The organism is Streptomyces sp. RKAG293 (assembly GCF_023701745.1).
Taxonomy (GTDB): domain Bacteria; phylum Actinomycetota; class Actinomycetes; order Streptomycetales; family Streptomycetaceae; genus Actinacidiphila.
This window is the reverse complement of record NZ_JAJOZB010000001.1, coordinates 2,378,041-2,398,604: the sequence shown is the minus strand read 5'-3', so window position 1 is coordinate 2,398,604 and position 20,564 is coordinate 2,378,041. Positions and strand designations below refer to the sequence as shown.

Sequence of the window (20,564 nt, the reverse complement as noted above, 5' to 3'; positions counted from 1 at the left end):
CGCGCGGCCGACGGCCTCTCCTACCTCCCGGTACGGCCGTTGCTTGTCGGTAAACCCGTCGGCGGCCGGAAAAGCCGAACAAAAAGGTGACGCATGTTCACCTTCCGGCCGGAGCGTACCGGCGGTAACCTCCGGCGCATCGGCCTCCGGGAGGAGCAGGAATGCCACAACGCAACGGCAGACTACGCACCGGCAAGGTAGGCGCCCGCAAGGGCAAGGCGGTCACCCGCAAGCTCAGAACGGTGACCGCCGCGGCACTGCTCGCGCTCGGCGTCACCCTCGTCGTACCGCTGCCGCAGGCGGCCCAGGCGGCGGACCCCACCACCGACTACTGCCAGGGCCAGTGCGGCGACATCCTGCCGCCCGGTGAGAACGGCAACGCGACGCTCGCCGACATCCTCGCCCACAAGGTCTTCGGCACCCGGCCGGCGCACGCCGCCGACCAGCTCGGACCGTACGCCAACCTGGCCACGGGCTATCCGTCGCTCACCGATGCCACCATCACCAACTTCTTCAACGACGCCTCGTTCGGCGTCCCGTCCGGCCAGGTCGCGTCCGTGACGACGCCGCGCGCCGACGTCACCATCACCCGCGACAAGAAGACCGGCGTCCCGCACATCAAGGGCACCACCCGCGACGGAACGGAGTACGGCGCGGGGTACGCGGCGGGGCAGGACCGGCTGTGGCTGATGGACCTGTTCCGGCACGTCGGACGCGGTCAGCTGTCGTCCTTCGCGGGCGGCGCGCCCGCCAACCAGCAGCTGGAGCAGGAGTTCTGGCGGGCCGCCCCGTACACCGAGGCGGACCTCCAGGCGCAGGTCGACCAGATCACGGCGGGCAACGGCGCACGCGGGCAGCAGGCGCTGGCCGACGCGCAGGCGTACGTCAACGGCATCAACGCCTACATCACCCAGTCCAAGAACGGCCGGTACTTCCCCGGCGAGTACGTGCTGACCGGCCAGATCGACGCGATCACCAACGCCGGCGAAATCCAGCCATTCAAACTCACCGACCTGATCGCGCTCGGCTCGGTCATCGGCGCGCTCTTCGGATCCGGCGGCGGCGGTGAGGTGGAGAGCGCGATCTCGCTGCTCGCCGCGCAGCAGAAGTACGGCGTCACCCAGGGCACCACGGTCTGGGAGACGTTCCGCGAGCGCAACGACCCCGAGGCCATGCTGACGGTGCACGACGGCTCCAGCTTCCCGTACGCGGGCAAGCCGGCGAACCCGCAGGGCGCGGCGATGCCCGAGCCCGGAACGGTGGTCGCGGAACCGCTGGTCTACGACCGGACGGGTGGCGCGGCGACCGCCGCGAAGACCCCGGTCAAGGCCGGACCGCTCAAGGCCGCGCAGGGCATCTTCGACAACGGCGCGCTGCCGGCGAACCTGTTCTCCACCAAGAAGGGCATGTCCAACGCGCTGGTGGTCGGCGGCTCGCACACCGCCAGCGGCCATCCGCTCGCCGTGTTCGGCCCGCAGACCGGCTACTTCGCACCGCAACTGCTGATGCTCCAGGAGCTCCAGGGACCGGGGATCAGCGCACGCGGCGCCTCGTTCGCCGGGCTGGGGATGTACGTGGAACTCGGCCGTGGCCAGGACTACGCCTGGAGCGCCACCTCGGCCGGCCAGGACATCACCGACACCTACGCCGTCGAGCTGTGCCAGGACGCCGTGCACTACGTCTACCACGGTGTCTGCACGGCGATGGAGAAGCTGGAGCGCGTCAACTCCTGGAAGCCCACCGTCGCCGACTCGACCGCCGCCGGCTCCTACCGGATGCAGGTCTACCGCACGGCGTACGGGCCGGTGGAGTACCGCGCGACGGTCGGCGGCAAGGCGGTCGCATACACGACGCTGCGCAGCTCGTACCGGCACGAGGCCGACTCGATCATCGGCTTCCAGATGCTGAACGATCCCGGCTTCGTCCATGACGCGGCCACGTTCCAGCAGGCCACCCAGCACATCAACTACACCTTCAACTGGTTCTACGCGGATTCGCGGCAGACCGCCTACTACAACAGCGGGACGAATCCGGTGCGCGCCGCCGGCGTGGACCCCTCGTTCCCGGTGAAGGCGGAGGCCGCCTACGAGTGGCAGGGCTGGAACCCGGCGTCGAACACCGCCACCTACACCCCGCCCGCGCAGCACCCGCAATCCGTCGACCAGGACTACTACGTCTCGTGGAACAACAAGCAGGCCAAGGACTTCACCTCGGCCGGCTTCGGCAACGGCCCCGTGCACCGCGGGGACCTGCTGAACGACCGGGTGAAGCAGCTCGTCGCCGCGGGCGGGGTGACCCGGTCCGCGCTCACCAAGGCGATGGCCGACGCCGCGCTGACCGACCTGCGCGGTGAGGACGTCCTGCCGGAGCTGCTGCGCGTGCTGCGCAGCGCACCGGTCACCGACCCGCAACTGGTCACCGCCGTCCAGCAGTTGTCCGACTGGGGCACGGCGGGCAGCAAGCGCAAGGAGACCTCGGCGGGCTCCCACGCGTACGCGAACGCGGACGCGGTCCGCACCATGGACGCGTGGTGGCCGCTGCTGATCGACGGCGCGTTCCGGCCCGGGCTCGGCGACGGCCTGTACGCGGCGCTGACCGCGAACCTGTCGATCGACGAGTCACCGTCCGCCGGCCACGGGCCGACCGGAGCGCACGCGGGCAGCGCGTTCCAGTACGGCTGGTGGAGCTACGCGGACAAGGACCTGCGGACGGTCCTCGGCGACCCGGTGCAGGGCTGGACGCCGCAGGCCTTCTGCGGCGGCGGCACCCTCGGCGCCTGCCGTGACGTGCTGCTGGCCACGTTGAAGCAGGCGGTCGCGAAGCCCGCGACCACCGTCTACCCGGCCGACGCCAACTGCTCGGCGGGCGACCAGTGGTGCTCCGACACGATCATCCAGCGGCCGCTGGGCGGGATCACCCAGGACAAGATCAGCTGGCAGAACCGGCCGACGTTCCAGCAGGTCGTGGAGTTCCCCGCGCACCGGTAGGAACCCCTGGTGACGTAGAACGGAGCAGGTGCGCGCCGCGGGACGTAGTCTCAGTGCGAGATCCGTCCCGCGGCGAGCACCACGCGCGCCAGTTCCTCGTGGCAGATGTCGCTGTGCGCGCCCGCCGGCGGGGAGCCGCTGCACACCACGGCCGACACGTCGACGCTCACACACCCGGACACCGGGAACCGCCCGGCGCGGGCGTCCTCGATCGTCGCCCGCCGGGTGCCGTCGACGGCCTGGATGCCGTCGTGGCCCATCGCGCCCCAGCGGTCGCCGAGCCCGAGGAGCGAGGAGTCGTCGCGCGACAGCCGTGACGCGAGCGGGTAGATCACCCCGAGCGCGGTGTCGTGGCTGGAGAAGCAGGACACCACGGGCCCGTCCACCCGGTTCTCGGCATCGCGCAGCGCCCCCGAGTGCGACGCGTCGCCCGGCAGTCGCCGTGCGTACGCGTAGTGCGAGAACGCGCCCTGGAGCAGCGTCACGGACTTGACGTTGTGCGCCCCGGCGGGCAGTCCGAGCAGCGCGAACGACACCAGACGGGCGCCGAAACTGTGCCCCACCAGGTGCACCCGTACCGTTCCCGACGACTGCGACAGCCGGCCCAGCGCCGGGCCGAGGCCGTGCTGGCCTACGGTGCCGGCCCGCCGCTTCATCGCGAAGTACGTGGCCTGCCGCAGCAGTTCGTGGGCGCCGTTCCACAGCTTCTTCCCGAGCCCGCCGAGCAGCCGCTGTTCACCCGGTTCGTCGGGGCCCAGATCGACGCCGGTCTCCTGGAGCGCCGCGGTGAGCTCCGCGCAGAGCCCGACCGGGTCGTCGGCGAGGATCGCCGGGTCGGGCTGCGGTCCGCCGTCGCCGGAGTCCGCGGCGAACGCGGCGGCGGGGCTGCCTGCCGGCAGCGCCACGAGATCACGGACCAGCCGCGCGAACTCCACCAACGCCTCGGGGGAGTCGGGACGCTCCCGCAGCAGCTCCGCCAGCCGCCGCACCGTCGCGTCCTGGCCGGGGAACGTACTGGTCAGGGCCCGGCACGTCTCCTCGCTGAGCTCCGTCCGGCCGCCGGGGGAGGTGGCCGGGGCGGTGGCTGGGGCGGTCGCGGCGGCCGGGACCGGGCCGGTGGCCGGGACGGGGGCGATGGTCAGCGAGGGCGTGAAGTCCGGGATGGGCTCGTCGCTGAACCGCATGGCGGGCCACAGCACGCCGACATAGCCGAGCCGCACCCGGGTGCCGGTGCCCGTGCTGGTTCCGGCGCCCGTGCCCGCGCCGAGCAGCCCGGGGAAGGGCGCGAAGAACCGGTCGTAGAGCCAGGTCGCCATGGACTGGTCGTTGTTCCAGCCGTGCGAGAACATCACCAGATCGGTGACCCCCTCGGCGGCCACCCCCGCCAGCAGTTGATCACGCTGCCGGGTGTCCACGTCCCCGTCCGCGTCGAAGGTCAGTTCCCAGTAGGGCTGCACGCTCATCGTTGTCACAGCGGTCACCTCGGCTCGATCCGCGCCATGTGCGCGCATCATCCCGAACAGGGAGGAGACCGGCCATACCCCGCGCATACGATTTTGCTCTTCCGTCGACCTGACCGACCGCTTAGTATGCGAGAGGAGCCGTAGCCAGTCGAGTCGAAGGAGACACGATCGTGGTCGTGGAAACACTGCGCGATGCCCGAGTGGTCGTTACCGGGGCAGGTGGCGGCATCGGTGCCGCGCTGGCCCGCAGATTCGCCGCCGAAGGCGCGCGGGTCGTGGTCAACGACCTGAACGCCGGAGCCGCGCAGGCCGTCGCCGACGAGATCGGCGGCATCGCCGTACCGGGCGACGCCTCGGGCGTCGTCGGCAAGGCGCGCGACGCGCTCGGCGGCACGATCGACGTCTTCTGCGCCAACGCCGGTGTCGGCACCGGCGGCCCCGACGCCACCGACGAGGAGTGGGAGCGCTCCTGGGACGTCAACGTCATGAGCCACGTCCGGGCCGCCCGCGAGCTGCTGCCCGAATGGCTCGAACGCGGCAGCGGCCGCTTCATCGCCACCGTCTCCGCCGCCGGGCTGCTCACCATGGTGGGCGCCGCGCCGTACTCGGTCACCAAGCACGGCGCCTACGCCTACGCCGAGTGGCTGTCGCTCACCTACCGGCACCGCGGCATCCGCGTGCACGCGGTCTGCCCGCAGGGCGTGCGGACCGACATGATGCGCGCGGCCGGCACCGCGGGCGAGCTGGTGCTCGCGCCCACCGCGATCGAGCCGGAGGAGCTCGCCGACGCCGTCATGGCGGGGATCGCCGCCGAGCAGTTCCTGATCCTGCCGCACCCCGAGGTCGCCGGGTACTACGCGGCCCGCGCCGCGGAGCCGGAGCGCTGGATCGACGGAATGAACCGCCTGCAGCAGAAACTGGAGCACCTCACGGGCTCAGAGGGCGGGGACCGCACGTGATCTCGTACGCGGCCAAGCCGTGGCTCCGGCACTTCACCGAGGAGCAGCGCGCACTGCCCGACGCCCCGCCGAGCGTGCTGCACGCCTTCCGCACCTCGGTCGCCCGCGTCCCGGACCGCGCCGCCCTCGCCTACTTCGACGGACGGCTGTCCTACCGCGAGGTCGACGAGCTCTCCGACGGCCTGGCGAACCATCTGACGGCACGCGGTTTCGCACCCGGCGACCGGCTCGCGCTCATGCTGCAGAACGTCCCGCAGTTCGTGATCACGCTGCTCGGCGCGTGGAAGGCCGGCGGCACGGTCGTGCCGGTCAACCCGATGTACAAGACGCATGAGCTCGCCCACATCCTCGCCGACGCCGGGGTCCGGGCGATCGTCTGCTCCGACCGCGCCTGGGACGGCTACGTCCGGCAGACCGTGGCCGGATCGGAGGTCTCGATCGCGCTCGTCACCAGCGAGCTGGACCTGCAGACCCGCGACGACCCCCGCGTACTGCCCGGCGACCGGTTCCCCGCCACCGACGCCGAGGACCTGCTTACCGCGGCCCGCACCGCGGCCCGCGCGGCCGCGGGACCGCCGCCCACCGCGGCCCCCGAGCGCCACGGTACCGCGCTGATCAGCTACACCTCCGGCACCACCGGCGCCCCCAAGGGCGCGATGAACACCCACGGGAACATCTCCTACAACGCCGACCGGCAGCGCAGCATGCTCGCCCTGCCCGACGGCTCGGTGATCTTCGCGATGGCGCCGCTGTTCCACATCACCGGCATGGTCGCCCAGCTCTCCTCGGCCATCGCCAACGGCGCCACCCTGGCGCTCACCAACCGCTTCGAGGCGGGCGTCGTCCTGGAGGCGTTCCAGGAGTACCGCCCCGCCTACACCGTCGGCCCCGCCACCGCCTTCATGGCGCTGATGGCCCGCCCGGAGGCCACCCGGGAGCACTTCGCGTCGTTCCACTACATCTACTCCGGCGGCGCCCCGCTGCCGCCCGCCGTCGTCGAGGGCTTCCGCGAGCGGTTCGGGCCCTACATACGCAACGGCTACGGCCTGACCGAGTGCACCGCGCCCTGCGCGAGCGTCCCGGCCGGCCAGGAGGCACCCGTCGACCCGGAGTCCGGCACCCTGTCCGTCGGCGTCCCGGGTCCCGACACGGTGGTGCGGATCCTCGACGAACTCGGCGCGGACGTACCGTTCGGCACGCACGGCGAGATCGGCGTCCGCGGCCCGATGGTGGTCCCCGGCTACTGGAACCGCCCCGAGGAGTCGGCGGCGGCCCTGCCCGGCGGCGAACTGCGCACCGGCGACATCGGCTTCATGGACGAGGCCGGCTGGCTGTACGTCGTCGACCGCAAGAAGGACATGATCAACGCGTCCGGCTTCAAGGTCTGGCCGCGCGAGGTCGAGGACGTGCTCTACACCCACCCCGCCGTACGCGAGGCCGCCGTCGTCGGCATCCCCGACGCGTACCGGGGCGAGAGCGTCAAGGCGTACGTCAGCCTGCGGCCGGACAGCCCCGCGGAACCCGCGGACCTCATCGCGTACTGCAAGGAGCGGCTCGCCGCCTACAAGTACCCGCGCGAGGTGGAGATCCTCGAGGAGCTGCCCAAGACCACGAGCGGCAAGATCCTCCGGCGCGAACTGAAGGCCCGCGCCGGATAGGGTCCATACCGGTCGGAATGTCGACCGGCGCATCGGTGCGGAGAAAGGGCAGGCCATGGCACGCAGCACGACCACCAAGGCAACCGCGGTACCTGAGCGGCTGCTCGCCGAGGCCACCCGCCTCTTCGCCGAGCGCGGCTACGACCGCACCTCGGTGCAGGAGATCGTCGAGGCGGCCGGGGTGACGAAGGGCGCGCTCTACCACTACTTCGGCTCCAAGGACGATCTCCTGCATGAGATCTACGCCCGCGTCCTGCGGCTGCAGACCGAGCGTCTCGACTCCATCGCCGCCCAGGCCGCCCCGGTGCCCACCCGGCTGGCCGAGGCCGCCGCCGACGTCGTCGTCACCAGCATCGAGAACCTGGACGACACCAAGATCTTCTTCCGGTCGATGCACCAGCTGAGCCCGGAGAAGCAGAAGGCGGTACGCGCCGAGCGCCGCCGCTACCACGAGAAGTTCCGGGCCCTGATCGAGGAGGGCCAGCGCGAGGGGATCTTCCGCGTCGAACTGCGGCCCGACCTCGTCGTCGACTACTTCTTCGGCTCGGTGCACCACCTCGGCACCTGGTACCGCGCGGACGGCCCGCTGTCCGCCACCACGGTCGCCGAGGACTTCGCAGACATGCTGCTGCACTCGGTGCGGCAGCCCCGATAACTGGAGGTACCCGGTGAAGGCATGGCGCGTGCACGAGAACGGGGAGCCGCGCGAGGCGATGCGCCTCGACGAGGTACCGGACCCGCAGCCCGGCCCAGGTGAGGTGCTGGTGCGGGTACGCGCCGCGAACATCAACTTCCCCGACGCCCTGTTGTGCCGCGGCCAGTACCAGATACGTCCCCCGCTGCCGTTCACCCCGGGCGTCGAACTGTGCGGCGAGATCCTCGACCTCGGCGAGGGCGTGACGGGCCTCGACCTCGGCGCCCGCATCATCTCCCCGGCATCCCTGCCGCACGGCGCCTTCGCGGAACTCGCCGTCATCAGCGCCGCGACCGTACTGCCCGCCCCCGACGCCCTCGACGACGCCGAGGCCGCGGCCCTGCACATCGGCTACCAGACCGGCCTGTTCGGACTCCACCGCCGCGCCGCCCTCCAGCCCGGCGAGACCCTCCTGGTGCACGCCGCCGCCGGCGGCGTCGGCAGCGCCGCCATCCAGCTCGGCAAGGCCGCCGGCGCCACCGTCATCGGCGTCACCGGCGGCCCCGACAAGGCGAAGGTCGCCCGCGACCTGGGCGCCGACATCGTCGTCGACCGGTACAGCGAGGACTTCGTGGCCGTCGTCAAGGAAGCCACCAACGGCCGCGGCGCGAACGTCGTCTACGACCCGGTCGGCGGCGACGCCTACACCAGGTCGACGAAGTGCATCGCCTTCGAGGGCCGCATCGTCATCGTCGGCTTCACCAGCGGCACGGTCCCGACCCCCGGCCTCAATCACGCCCTCGTCAAGAACTACTCGATCCTCGGCCTGCACTGGGGCCTCTACAACACCAAGGACCCCCAAGCCGTCCTCCAGGCCCACGAAACCCTCACCCGCCTCGCCACCGAGGGAAGCGTGAAGCCGTACATCAGCGAACGGGTCCCCCTGGCGGGCGCGGCGGAAGCCGTCCAACGAGTAGCCGACGGCAAGACCACGGGCCGAGTGGTCGTCGTCAACGACTGACCCGCCCACGGGCGCGCAACGGTCCCGCCCACGTCGGGCGGGGCCTTCTGCGCCCCCGCTACCGGGCGCCGTGGCCCGCCGCCGCTGCTTCGATACGCCGGGCGAGCTCGATGTCCGGACCTCCGCCAGGTCCTGGCCGATCGGATCAGCCTGCCACGGCAGCATCACCAGGTGGCGCAAAGGCTGTGGCAGGCTTGGCCGATCTTGTCGCTGCTGCCAACCGGAGGCCCTCGGTGAGCGAATGGACGATCTACGGAGCCCGCACCGTCTACAGCAGCCCCTGGGTTGAGCTGGATCTGGTGGACCTCCAGCCTCCCGGCCAGGCCCGATACGAGCACCACCTCATCAAGCTGGCCCCCGTCGCTGCCACGGTTCTGCACAACGACCGTGGCGAGGTGCTGCTGATGTGGCGCCACCGCTTCGCCACGGATACGTGGAACTGGGAGATCCCCAGCGGCATCGTCGAAGACGGTGAGACGCTCTCTGAGGCCGCGGCCCGGGAAGTACTTGAGGAGACCGGCTACCAGGTGGCCGCCACCGCACTGGAACCGTTGGCGTACAACCAACCCATCGGGGGAATGTGCAACGCCGAGCACACCGTGTTCCTCGCCCGCGATCCCGTGCGCGTCGCCGACCCGGTCGACACCCACGAGGCCGACCGCATCGAGTGGTTCCCGCTCACCGCGGTGCAGCAGATGATCGACGACCGTCAGATCGTCGCCGGCGTCGCGGTCACCGGCCTGTTGCAGCTGCTCGCCCGCCGCTAGCCGGCCGTTATCGCCGGGCGCGCCTGGACCTCGACGAGCTCCCGCAGATCGAGGACGGCGGCCGTCAGCTTGCTGCGCGCCGGTAGGACGTTGAGCAGGTCCCGTGCCCGGTTCACGACGATGCCGGTGAGATGTTCTGCAGGCAGGCTGGTGAGCAGCCGCTCCGTCTCCTGGCACGCGACAGCCACCTCACCCACTCCGACGAGGCACGTCGCCTCATCCATGGTGATCAGCGCCTGGTCGAGGTGTTCGTCCGCCGAGTACAGGTCGTGGGCGGTCTGCAGCGAAGCCTGCGCCCGGCGGGTGTCGCCGATCGTGGTCCACATGCTGCCCTCGTGCCAGACCAGTTGGCGGCGGGTGTAGCCGTAGGCAGTGTCCGACGTGTCGGCCGAGCTCAGCCGGTCGAAGGCCGTGTGTGCCAGGCGCATCGCGTCCTGGGCTTCGTGGTGCCGGCCCATGCGGGCGAGCGCCCGGGCTTCGAGGGAGGGCGCCCAGGCGGATGTGGCGCAAGGAATCGCCCCGGCCAGAAGGCGGGCACGCTCGGCAAGGGACTGCGCGGCGGCGGGTGACCCGTAGTAGAAGGGGATGACGGCTTCGCGGGCGAACAGCCATGCGCGCAGCGCCCGGTCGCTGGTCTCGTCTGCGGCCAGCTGCGCGACACGGAACCACTGTCGCGCTTCACGGGGTTCGCCCAGTGCCACGAGTGCGATGCCCGCAGTGCCGGCGAGTTGAGCGGCGACGCGGCACAAGCGGATGCGGGAGTCCGCGGGTTGCCGACGGTTGAGGAGCGCCCGGATCTCGGCGAAGTCCGCGACGCTGTCCTGCAGCAGCGTCGCGGGTGGGGCGACCTGGTAGGCGTACCCGTACTCAACGGCTTGCCGCTCCCACTGATCGAGGACCGTCTCGGACAGCGGGGATTCCAGGGTGCTGGCCATGCTTCGACGGGCGGCGCCGAGGGCCCCGAGTGTCTTGCCTTCCAGAGGGCCGGGGCCGATCTCACCGAGCTCCGGCGGGGGTTCCTCGGCAGCGGCTGGGCGGGGTGCTACTGAGGGTTGAGCGCTAGCCGCCTGGGCGCCCGGTGTGAAGTCGCGACCGTACCCGAGTCGGTCGGGGCGGGTGGCGTAGTGGCGGCACAGATGCTCAAGGTTCGGGTCGCAGGGGCGGCCGCGCCCGGTCTCCCAGGCTGACAGCTGCTGCACGGTAACGCTGGCTCCTACCGCCTCGAGGTCAGCGCGGGTCGCTTCCAGGGTCGCCCCACGTGCAAGGCGGTGGGCTTGGAGGAGCGAGCAGGCGCAGGCGTGGGCGATGGCCTCGGCCAACTGCCAGACCGTCCACTGCTCGGCGTTCGCACGATGGATGAGCGTCCGGGCGATGTCCTTCTTGGAGTCGGAGCGTGGCACAGAGCGCCTCCAGATGGTGCTGTATCCCCACCGTAGAGGCACTCCCCGTGACACGGGCAGTGTTTTCATAGGAGGCCTATGACGGGCACTCGTGGATCAACAGCGGCACTATGAGACAGCCCCGTCTTCATGATCCGGCTGTCATTGATTGGTCGGAAGCAGCCGGGCCACGCTCCATCCATGACTTCCGCAGAGTCAAGCACCGACCCGTCCGTCCCCGACCCGGAACGGCTGGCGATCAACCAGCTACAGGGGTTGAACTGCGCGCTCTGCAAGGCGCGTCTGTACCGTGCCCGGTCGCTCGGTCCCGTGCCCATGGGCACGGGCGTACATGCCGACTACGTCGAGCTGTACGCGTGCGAGCCGTCCTGCGGGGCGACCGTCGTTGCTGAGCCGCACGACTGGTGTCACTACTGCCACGACCCGATCCTCGCCCCGGCCGCAGTTCCCATCGGGTACCGAGCCGGGGCTTCCGGACCCGGCCGGCTCCTCTACGCGGACGCCAAGTGCCGTATTGCGTACCGGGTGATCCCGCTCGACCAACACCCTGACGGCACCGACGGCAGGCCCCGATACCGTGACAGGGAACCCTTCGCGCCGCCCTCCCGCTGACCCCCCGCTGCCGTCGAACCGGGTCGAGCCGGGCGGGCTCGAACGTGAGGGGCCGGGATCGCAGGCGTGGGGGTTCGAAATGCTGCCGTGTATTTGTGGGCCGCCAGGCCCGTAAATATACGATTTCGAACCCTCGCGCCGGAGAGCCCGGCCCCGACCCACGACGGCGCCGCGGGCTTACCCCAACCGCTACACGTACTTCTTCAGTTCACGGCGCGCGAGTGAGCGCTTATGCACCTCGTCCGGCCCGTCCGCCAACCGCAACGTCCGCGCCGCCGCCCACAGTTCCGCCAGCGGGAAGTCCTGACCCACGCCACCCGCCCCGTGCACCTGGATCGCCCGGTCGATGATCGACTGCACCGCGGCCGGCGTGGCGATCTTGATCGACTGGATCTCGGTGTGGGCGCCCCGGTTGCCGGCCGTGTCCATCAGCCAGGCCGTCTTCAGCACCAGCAGCCGCAGCAGTTCGATCTCGACCCGTGCCTCCGCGATCCACTCCTGGACCACGCCCTGCTCGGCGATCGGCTTGCCGAACGCCACCCGGTCCGTCGCCCGCCGGCACATGAGCTCGAGCGCGCGCTCCGCCATGCCGATCAGGCGCATGCAGTGGTGGATGCGCCCAGGACCGAGCCGGGCCTGGGCGATGGCGAAGCCGCCGCCCTCCTCGCCGATCAGGTTCTCGGCCGGCACCCGGACGTCGGTGAAGACCACCTCGGCGTGGCCGCCGTGGTCGCCGTCGTCGTAGCCGAACACCCGCATGCCGCGGCGTACTTCGACGCCGGGGGTGTCACGCGGCACGAGAATCTGGCTCTGCTGGCGGTGGCGTTCCGCGGACGGGTCGCTCTTGCCCATCACGATCATGATCGCGCACTTGGGGTTCATCGCCCCGGAGATGTACCACTTGCGGCCGTTGATGAGGTACGAGTCGCCGTCACGCGCGATCCGCGTCTCGATGTTGGTGGCGTCGGACGAGGCGACGTCCGGTTCCGTCATCGCGAACGCGGAGCGGATCTCACCGGCGAGCAGCGGCTCCAGCCACTGCTTGCGCTGCTGCTCGGTGCCGAACTCGCTCAGCACCTCCATGTTCCCGGTGTCGGGCGCGGCGCAGTTCAGGGCGGGCGGCGCCAGGTGCGGGCTGCGGCCGGTGATCTCGGCCAGGGGCGCGTACTGCAGGTTCGTCAGCCCGGCCCCGCGCTCGCCGGGCAGGAAGAGGTTCCACAGCCCCTGCCGCTTGGCCTCCGCCTTCAGGTCCTCCACGACGGGCGGCGCGGACCAGCGGGCGTCGCCCTCGGCCTGCTCGCGCTGGAGGGCGAAGACCGGCTCGGCCGGGTAGACGTGCTCCGCCATGAACGCGGTCAGTCGCGTCCGCAGTTCCTCGGTACGGGCGTCGTAGGCGAAATCCATCAGTCCTCAGTCCTCCTGGGGCTGGAGCCGGAGCTTGAGCAGCCCGCGGTCGATGAACGCGGGGACCAGCGAGCCGATCCGGTCGAAACCGGCGCCGACGGTCTGGCCCAGCGTGTAGCGGTAGTGGATGCCCTCGAGGATCACGGCGAGCTTGAAGTACGCGAAGGCCGTGTACCAGTCGATGGCGGAGGTGTCGCGGCCGGAGCGCTCGGCGTACCGCTCGACCAGTTCGCGGGCGCTGGGGTGGCCGGGCGCGTCGCCGGTGGTGGACACGGGCGCGTCGGGGACGGTCTCCTGCTCGCTGTACATGACCAGCAGGCCGAGGTCGGTGAGCGGATCGCCCAGCGTCGACATCTCCCAGTCCAGGACGGCCCTGACCTGGTCGTCGTCGCCGACGAGCACGTTGTCGAGCCGGTAGTCGCCGTGCACGACGGTGGGCGCCGGCGAGGCGGGCAGCGCCTTGCCGAGTGCGGCGTGCAGTTCCGCGATACCGGGCAGCTCCCGGCTGCCGGACGCCTCCAGCTGCTTGCCCCAGCGGCGCAACTGCCGCTCCAGGAACCCCTCGGGACGTCCGAAGCCGTCGAGACCGGCTGCCGCCGGGTCCACCGCGTGCAGGTCCACCAGGGTGTCGACGAGCCCCAGCACGACGGCGCGGGTGCGCTCCGGGCCGATCACGGCGAGCTGCGCGGAGGTGCGGTACGGGGTGCCGTCCACGAAGTCCATGACGTAGAACGGCGCGCCGATCACCTCGGGGTCCTCGCACAGCAGCACCGTGCCGGGCACCGGAACCGGGGTGTCGCTCAGCGCGCTGATCACCCGGTGCTCGCGCGTCATGTCGTGCGCGGTGGCCAGGACGTGCCCGAGCGGCGGCCGCCGCACCACCCACCGCGAGACGCCGTCGGTGACGGCGTACGTCAGGTTGGACCGGCCGCCCTCGATCAGCCGGGCGCGCAGGGTGCCGCGCACCAGTCCCGGCCGCTGCCGGTCCAGGTGCTCGCGCAGCCGACCGAGGTCGAGCCCCGGCGGATTGCCCGCCGCATTGCCCGCCTGGCCGCCCGCCGTATCGGCCGGGGGATTGCCCGGTGGATTGCCCGTACCGTCGCCCGGTGGATTGTCCGTACCGCTCATCGTCTGCTCCTCACCACCCGGCACACCTTGGTCCTGGCGTTCCTGCCATCATGCCGACCAGTCGGTATGTCGTCCAGTAGGGATCCGGAATCCGGTGTTGTGGGCCGGTTCCGGCTGGGAGACTGGCGGTCCGTCCATGCCCTTCGAGGAGCCTAGATGTACATCCCCGCCGCCGCCCTGGACTCGCTCCACGGACTCGCCCACGGGGACGCCTTCGGCGACCGCTGGTTCTCGGTGCTCCGGCTCGCCGGTCCAGAGGCGCTGGAGAAACGCGTTCTGCCGCCGCAGGACACCTGGTTGTGGAGCGACGACACCGCGCAGGCGCTCGCGCTCTTCCGGGAGCTGGCGGAGAGCGGCGGTGCGGTCGACCAGGACCGGCTGGCGCGCCGCCTCGCCGACGAGTACGCCGCCGACGACCACCGCGGCTACGGTCCCTCGATGCACGACGTGCTCCGCCGGATCGGTGCGGGGGAGCGGTGGCAGGAAGTGGTGAGCGAGCAGTTCGAGGGCCAGGGCTCCTGGGGGAACGGGGCCGCCATGCGGGTGGCCCCGCTCGGCGCCTGGCACAGCGGCGACCTGGACGCGGTCGCCGAACTGGCCGCCCACCAGGCCGCCGTCTCCCACCACCACCCCGAGGCCGTCGCCGGAGCCGTGGCGGTCGCGGTCGCCGCCGCGCTCGCGGCCCGCGGCCGGGGCGGCCCCGCCCCCGCCCGTGCCGACTTCCTCAGCTCCGTCGCGGACCGGCTCGACGTCTCCGACGTCCGCTCCGGCCTGCGCACCGCCTCCCGGATGTCCGAGTACGCCTCGGTCCGCCATGCCGCCGAGGTGCTCGGCTCGGGGTACCGGGTGTCGGCCCCCGACACGGTGCCGTTCGCGCTGTGGTGCGCGGGCAACCACCCCGACGACCTCCAGGAGTGCCTGTGGGCCACCGTCGCCGGCCGTGGCGACATGGACACCACCTGCGCCATCGCGGGCGGTGTGGTCGCCGCCCGCACCGGGGTCGCGGCCCTGCCGGCGGCCTGGCACGCGGCCAGGGAGGCGCTCCCGGCATGGGTTGACGCGGACTCGGCCCCCGCCTAGCCTCTGGACTTATGGGTGAACGGTATTCACATACACAGACGGCAGCGGCGAACGCCGGGGGACTGAGGGACGCCGGGGCACTGACGGTGACGGAGGTCAGGCTCACCCCGATCCTGATCGCCGACCCGCCGCTGCTCAACGCCCAGGGCGTGCACCAGCCCTTCACCCCGCGCCTGATCATCGAGGTGGTCACCGCCGACGGCACGGTCGGCATCGGCGAGACGTACGGCGACAGCCGGTACCTGGAGCTTGCCGCGCCCCTGGGCAAGGCACTGCCCGGCCATGCGGTCAGCGATCTGAACGGGCTGTTCACGCTCGCCGAGCAGGTCTGCGGCGACCCCGGCGACGTCTCCGACTCCGTCGACGTGGGCGGGCTGCGCGGGGTGCAGACCGCCGACAAGCTGCGGCTCTCCGTCATCTCCGGGTTCGAGGTCGCCTGCCTCGACGCGCTCGGCAAGATCCTCGGCCTGCCCGTGCACACCCTGCTCGGCGGCAAGGTCCGCGACACCGTCGAGTACAGCGCGTACCTCTTCTACCGCTGGGCGCACCACCCCGGCGCGGACACGCCTCGGGACGACTGGGGCGCCGCGCTCGACCCGGCCGGCGTCGTCGCCCAGGCCCGCCGCTTCGCCGACACGTACGGGTTCGCCTCCTTCAAGCTGAAGGGCGGCGTCTTCCCGCCCGACGAGGAGATCGCCGCCGTCAGGGCGCTGGCCGAGGAGTTCCCCGGTCAGCCGCTGCGGCTGGACCCCAACGGCGCCTGGTCCGTGGAGACGTCGCTGCGGGTCGCCGCCGAACTCGGCGACGTCCTCGAGTACCTGGAGGACCCGGCCAGCACCACCGCCCGCATGGCGGAGGTCGCGGCCGGCACCGAGGTGCCGCTGGCCACCAACATGTGCGTGACGACCTTCCCGGAGATCCGGGAGGCCTTCGCGACGGGCGCCGTCCAGGTCGTCCTGTCCGACCACCACTACTGGGGCGGGCTGCGCAACACCCGTGAACTGGCCGCGATCTGCCGTACCTTCGGCGTCGGCCTGTCCATGCACTCCAACACCCACCTGGGGATCAGCCTCGCCGCCATGACCCACGTGGCCGCGACCGTCCCCAACCTCGACTACGCCTGCGACTCGCACTACCCCTGGCAGACCGACGACGTCATCACGTCCCGGCACGTCTTCACCGACGGCCGGCTCACCGTCTCCGACGCGCCCGGCCTCGGCGTCGAACTCGACCGCGACGCCCTCAGGGTCCTCCACCAGCGGTGGCTGGACGACGACGGCACGATGCGGGACCGCGACGACGCGGCAGCCATGCGCCTGGCCGACCCGGGGTGGCAGACGCCGACGGTGCCGCGCTGGTGACTTTGCCGCCGGGCGGCGGCTCGCGGCCCGACAAGCCCCGCTGAGGCCCGTCCGGCCGATCACGCGCGGGCCCCACCCGGAACGGCGGCTCCCGGTGTCGCGGAGGACCGGTCACCGCCGTGAACAGGTGCTGGGGGAGCCTCACGTTCTGCCGCGGCGGGGCCGCCGCCCGGCCGCAGGCCGACAGGACCGGGCGCCATGATCCGCCGGAAGGGCATTACGCGTGGCAGGCCACCGGCACGCCGCCGTTCATCTCCGCCATGTCGGCGAACGCCGCCGCCACGTCCAGCGGGGCGCCCGGCGCGATGCCGTCGAGTTCGGCGTAGACCCGGTGCAGGTTGGCGACCAGCCGCTCGGACTCGCGGAGTTGGGCGAAGGCGCCGAGGTCGGCGGCGCGGGCGGTCTGCAGCGGGGTGTGGCCGGCGGCGCGGCCGGTCTCCGCGAGACAGCCGAGGTTGCGCAGGTACCGCTCCATGGTGTCGTAGACGCCGGGGTCGGTGACCGGGCCGTGCCCGGGGACGACGATCTCGGCGTCCAGCGACCGCAGCAGGTCCAGCGCGCGCAGCGACCCGGTCAGCGACCCCATCAGGATGAACGGCGTGCCGCCGTTGAAGACCAGGTCACCGGTGAAGACGATGCGCTGGCGCGGCAGCCACACGATGGTGTCGCCCGGCGTGTGCGCCACCCCCGGGTGGAACAGCCGCACCTCCGAGTCGGCCGTGTGCAGCCGCATCGATTCGGAGTACGTGATAGTGGGCGCGGTGATCTCGATGTCGCCGTAGTCGACGTCGGGCCAGACACCGTGCAGCTGGCGGCCGGCGGCGAGCAGTTCCCGGCGGCACGCGGTGTGCCCGACGACGGCCGAGCCGCCCGCCGCGAACAGGCCGTTGCCGTAGGTGTGGTCGCCGTGGTGGTGGGTGTTGACGACGTACTGCGGGTGCGGCGCGCCCGCCGTGGCGATGGCGTCCCGCAGCAGCCGGGCGCGGCGTTCGGTGGCGGCGGTGTCCACGAGCAGGGTGCTCGCGCCGTCACTGACGAAGCCCGCGTTGCTCAGGCACCAGCCGCCGTCGGGCTGGCAGAACGCATGGACGTCCGGAGCCAGTTCCATGAGATACGGCTCCGTGCCGGTCGTGTCGACAATCGCCGTCGTGCCCATGCGTGCCCTCCCCAGAACTGTCCTCTGAACGCCGTCTCGCCCTACAGAACGAGCGAGAGCAGCAGGACGAAGCCTAGGGCCACCACAGAGATCACTGTCTCCATCGTCGACCAGGACTTGAGGGTCTGCGGGACATCCATCCCGAAGTACTCCTTCACGAGCCAGAACCCGGCGTCGTTGACATGCGAGAAGAACAGCGAGCCCGCTCCGACGGCGAGTACCAGCAGCGCCGCATGAGTTGTCGACATGTCGGCCGCGAGTGGTGCCACCAGGCCGGCCGCGGAGATCGTCGCGACGGTCGCGGAGCCGGTGGCGACCCGGATGAGGACGGCGATCAGCCAGGCGAGCAGCAGCGGTGAGATGTTCCAGCTGTCCGACCAGTTGAGGATCATGTTGCCGACCCCGGCGTCGATCAGCGTCTGCTTGAACCCGCCGCCCGCACCGACGATGAGCAGGATCCCGGCGATCGGGGCGAGCGACTTCTCGACGGTCGACGAGATCCGTTCCTTGGTGAACCCGGCCGCGCGGCCCATGGTGAACATGGCCAGGACGACGGCGGCGAGCAGCGCGATCAGCGGTGTGCCGACCACGTCGAAGATCCGGAAGACCAGGCTCTGCTTGTCGTCGACGATGACGTCCACCAGCGCCTTGGCGAGCATCAGTGCCACCGGCAGCAGCATCGTGCACACCGTCGCGGCGAAGCTGGGGCGGTGCTCCAGCTTGTCCGAGGCGCGGGCCGGGGTGAGGTTCTCCGGCGGGTCGACCTTCACCCAGCGGTCGGCCACCCGGCCGAAGAGCGGCCCCGCGATGGCGAGGGTGGGCAGCGCGACGAGGACGCCGAGCGCCAGGGTGGTGCCGAGGTCGGCGTGGATGGCGTCGATGGCGGCGAGCGGACCGGGGTGCGGCGGCACCAGGCCGTGCATGACGGAGAGCCCGGCCAGTGCCGGTATGCCGACCCGCATCAGCGAGTAGTTGCCGCGCCGGGCGACCAGCAGCACCACCGGGATCAGCAGCACGATGCCGACCTCGAAGAAGAGCGGCAGCCCGATCAGGCCCGCGATCCCCGCCATCGCCCACGGCATCCGGCGCTCGCTGGTGCGGGCCAGGATGGTGTCGACGATCTGGTCGGCGCCGCCCGAGTCCGCCAGCAGCTTGCCGAGGACGGCGCCGAGCGCGATGAGCACGCCGACCCCCGCGACCGTCGAGCCGAGGCCCGTCGTGAAGCTCGTGACGGCCTTCGCCAGCGGTGCGCCCGCCACCGCGCCGAGCACGAGCGAGCCGATGGTGAGGGCGAGGAAGGCGTGCACCTTCCAGCGGGTGATCAGGACGATGATGACGGCGATGCCGACGAGTGCGGCGATGCCGACCTGGGTGTCACCGGCGGAGGTGATGGGCGGCGCGGTCGTCGCGGCCAGCAACTCGACGCTGAGTGCAGACACGTTCGTACTCCAGGGGGACGGCGGCGGATGTGGGGGTCAGCGGGGGGTGTTGGGGTCAGCGGGGGAGCGCGGCGTACGCGCGCTCGGCGATCTGCTGCGGGCCGCCGTCGATCGTGACGACGGCACCGGCGGTGCCGATTTCGTCCTCGCCCAACGGTTCGAGGGCGTCGAGTTGCGAGCGCAGCAGGCCGGGCGGCATGAAGTGCTGCATGCGGGCCGCGAGCCGCGCGGCGATCACCTCGGGCGGCCCGTCCAGGTGCAGGAAGAACAGCCGGGGGGCGGCGGCGCGGAGCCGGTCGCGGTAGCGGCGGCGCAGGGCGGAACAGCTGACCACACCGCCCAGCCCCTCGCGTTCGGCGACCCAGGCGGCGATGGCGTCCAGCCACGGCTCGCGGTCGGTGTCGTCCAGCGGATGGCCGGCCGACATCTTGGCGATGTTCGCCGGCGGGTGGAAGTCGTCCGCCTCGGCGTAGGGGACCCCCAGCCGTTCGGCGAGCAGGCCGCCGACCGTGGACTTGCCCGATCCGGACACGCCCATGACGACGACGACCGGAGGGATCGGCTGGTGCTGCGGCTGGTGCTGTGGCTGGTGCTGCGCAGGTTCGGCAGTCATGCGCTCGTACCTCCTTGTGCAAGCGGCTGGCACCAATAAACGCCATAGGTACTACTTATTCAAGAGTTCGCTCTGAAAACGTCATACCAAGGTGGTGGCACATAGGCTGTCACCCATGCCTCAGCAGGGAGAGAGCGGCGGCCTGCACGCCCGCGTACTGGCCGAACTCGGGCCCGCCATCGCCTCGGGCGGCTACCCGCCCGGCACGGTGCTGCGCATCGACGAACTCGAAGTGCGGTACGGGGTGTCACGCACCGTCGTCCGCGAGGCCGTCCGCGTCCTGGAGGCCATGCACCTGGTCGAGACCCGCCGCCGGGTCGGCGTCACGGTGCGGCGCACCGAGGAGTGGAACGTCTTCGACCCGGCGGTCATCCGCTGGCGGCTGGCCGGTGCGGACCGCCCCCGCCAGCTGCGCTCGCTGACGATGCTGCGCACCGCCGTCGAGCCGGTGGCCGCCGGGCTCGCCGCCCAGGCCGCCACGCCGGGCCAGTGCCGGGAACTGACGGTGCTCGCGTCCGATATGGCCGCGGCCGGCCGCGCCGCGGACCTGGGCGAGTACCTGGTGCACGACGTCGCGTTCCACCGCGTCATGCTCCAGGCCTCGGGCAACGAGATGTTCGCCCGGCTCGGCGACGTCGTGGCCGAGGTGCTGACCGGCCGCACCGAACACCATGTGATGTTCACGGCCCCCGACCCCGAGGCGGTCACCCTGCACGTACGGGTCGCCGAGGCGGTCCGGGCGCGGGACGCGGCGGGCGCGGAGAGCCTGATGCGGGAGATCTGCGTGGGCGCGCTGCGCGAACTGGACATCCTGGCGCCGTAGAGCCGGCCGCACGGCCCGTCACATCCTGGCGCCGGAGGGCCGGCCGTACGGCGCTCCGC

Annotated in this window: 17 protein-coding genes; 10 read left to right on the top strand and 7 right to left on the bottom strand. The window is 71.5% G+C overall.

Going from position 1 to position 20,564, the window contains the following annotated elements; genetic code table 11:
- Window positions 1-161: 161 nt before the first annotated feature.
- On the top strand, window positions 162-2,987 hold the full coding sequence (locus LNW72_RS10555) for a penicillin acylase family protein (RefSeq protein WP_250975160.1): 2,826 nt from the start codon (window positions 162-164) through the stop codon (window positions 2,985-2,987).
- A gap of 50 nt (window positions 2,988-3,037) precedes the next feature.
- Here the strand turns inward: LNW72_RS10555 and LNW72_RS10550 are convergent, their stop codons facing one another.
- Window positions 3,038-4,450: a serine-threonine protein kinase gene (locus tag LNW72_RS10550; RefSeq protein WP_250980095.1), complete on the bottom strand. Its 1,413-nt coding sequence runs from the start codon at window positions 4,448-4,450 to the stop codon at window positions 3,038-3,040.
- Window positions 4,451-4,626: 176 nt separating this feature from the next.
- Between LNW72_RS10550 and LNW72_RS10545 the strand changes: the two genes are divergently transcribed.
- The 5 genes from LNW72_RS10545 (at window position 4,627) to LNW72_RS10525 (ending at window position 9,489) form a co-directional block, all read left to right on the top strand.
- Entirely contained in the window at window positions 4,627-5,409 is a 783-nt protein-coding gene (locus tag LNW72_RS10545; protein WP_250980094.1) for an SDR family oxidoreductase, read from the top strand.
- Complete coding sequence (locus LNW72_RS10540) at window positions 5,406-7,067, top strand: class I adenylate-forming enzyme family protein (RefSeq protein WP_250975159.1); 1,662 nt, start codon at window positions 5,406-5,408, stop codon at window positions 7,065-7,067. Before LNW72_RS10545 ends, LNW72_RS10540 begins: the two co-directional genes overlap by 4 nt.
- Window positions 7,068-7,122: 55 nt before the next feature.
- On the top strand, window positions 7,123-7,722 hold the full coding sequence (locus LNW72_RS10535) for a TetR/AcrR family transcriptional regulator (RefSeq protein ID WP_138353295.1): 600 nt from the start codon (window positions 7,123-7,125) through the stop codon (window positions 7,720-7,722).
- Between the two features lie 13 nt (window positions 7,723-7,735).
- Entirely contained in the window at window positions 7,736-8,722 is a 987-nt protein-coding gene (locus LNW72_RS10530; RefSeq protein WP_250975158.1) for an NADPH:quinone oxidoreductase family protein, read from the top strand.
- A gap of 233 nt (window positions 8,723-8,955) precedes the next feature.
- On the top strand, window positions 8,956-9,489 hold the full coding sequence (locus LNW72_RS10525) for an NUDIX hydrolase (protein ID WP_250975157.1): 534 nt from the start codon (window positions 8,956-8,958) through the stop codon (window positions 9,487-9,489).
- On the opposite strand, the gene LNW72_RS10520 is transcribed toward LNW72_RS10525, so the two are convergent.
- Complete coding sequence (locus LNW72_RS10520; protein WP_250975156.1) at window positions 9,486-10,424, bottom strand: hypothetical protein; 939 nt, start codon at window positions 10,422-10,424, stop codon at window positions 9,486-9,488. The genes LNW72_RS10525 and LNW72_RS10520 overlap by 4 nt on opposite strands.
- Before the next feature lie 645 nt (window positions 10,425-11,069).
- Here LNW72_RS10520 and LNW72_RS10515 point away from each other — a divergent pair.
- Complete coding sequence (locus tag LNW72_RS10515; RefSeq protein WP_250975155.1) at window positions 11,070-11,501, top strand: hypothetical protein; 432 nt, start codon at window positions 11,070-11,072, stop codon at window positions 11,499-11,501.
- 189 nt (window positions 11,502-11,690) lie between these two features.
- Here the strand turns inward: LNW72_RS10515 and LNW72_RS10510 are convergent, their stop codons facing one another.
- Both LNW72_RS10510 and LNW72_RS10505 read right to left on the bottom strand, forming a co-directional pair.
- On the bottom strand, window positions 11,691-12,905 hold the full coding sequence (locus LNW72_RS10510; RefSeq protein WP_250975154.1) for an acyl-CoA dehydrogenase family protein: 1,215 nt from the start codon (window positions 12,903-12,905) through the stop codon (window positions 11,691-11,693).
- A 6-nt stretch (window positions 12,906-12,911) separates the two neighbouring features.
- Window positions 12,912-14,033 (bottom strand): phosphotransferase family protein, encoded by a 1,122-nt coding sequence (locus LNW72_RS10505; RefSeq protein WP_250975153.1) that lies wholly within the window; start codon window positions 14,031-14,033, stop codon window positions 12,912-12,914.
- A gap of 156 nt (window positions 14,034-14,189) precedes the next feature.
- Between LNW72_RS10505 and LNW72_RS10500 the strand changes: the two genes are divergently transcribed.
- A complete protein-coding gene (locus LNW72_RS10500; protein WP_250975152.1) occupies window positions 14,190-15,113 on the top strand; it encodes an ADP-ribosylglycohydrolase family protein in 924 nt (307 codons plus the stop codon).
- A gap of 80 nt (window positions 15,114-15,193) precedes the next feature.
- Window positions 15,194-16,474: a glucarate dehydratase family protein gene (locus LNW72_RS10495; RefSeq protein ID WP_250980093.1), complete on the top strand. Its 1,281-nt coding sequence runs from the start codon at window positions 15,194-15,196 to the stop codon at window positions 16,472-16,474.
- Between the two features lie 217 nt (window positions 16,475-16,691).
- Here LNW72_RS10495 and LNW72_RS10490 read toward each other — a convergent pair whose 3' ends face one another.
- Genes LNW72_RS10490 through LNW72_RS10480 form a run of 3 tightly spaced genes read right to left on the bottom strand, consistent with a single transcriptional unit; the run spans window position 16,692 to window position 19,682 of the window.
- Window positions 16,692-17,630, bottom strand: a complete 939-nt coding sequence (locus LNW72_RS10490; protein ID WP_250975151.1) for an MBL fold metallo-hydrolase — start codon at window positions 17,628-17,630, stop codon at window positions 16,692-16,694.
- Window positions 17,631-17,671: 41 nt separating this feature from the next.
- Window positions 17,672-19,069 carry a gluconate:H+ symporter gene (locus LNW72_RS10485; RefSeq protein ID WP_250975150.1) on the bottom strand — a complete coding sequence of 466 codons (1,398 nt, stop codon included), beginning with the start codon at window positions 19,067-19,069 and terminating at the stop codon, window positions 17,672-17,674.
- 55 nt (window positions 19,070-19,124) lie between these two features.
- Entirely contained in the window at window positions 19,125-19,682 is a 558-nt protein-coding gene (locus LNW72_RS10480) for a gluconokinase, GntK/IdnK-type (protein ID WP_250975149.1), read from the bottom strand.
- A 115-nt stretch (window positions 19,683-19,797) separates the two neighbouring features.
- Here LNW72_RS10480 and LNW72_RS10475 point away from each other — a divergent pair, with 115 nt between their 5' ends.
- Window positions 19,798-20,505 (top strand): FCD domain-containing protein, encoded by a 708-nt coding sequence (locus LNW72_RS10475; protein ID WP_250975148.1) that lies wholly within the window; start codon window positions 19,798-19,800, stop codon window positions 20,503-20,505.
- Window positions 20,506-20,564 lie beyond the last annotated feature (59 nt).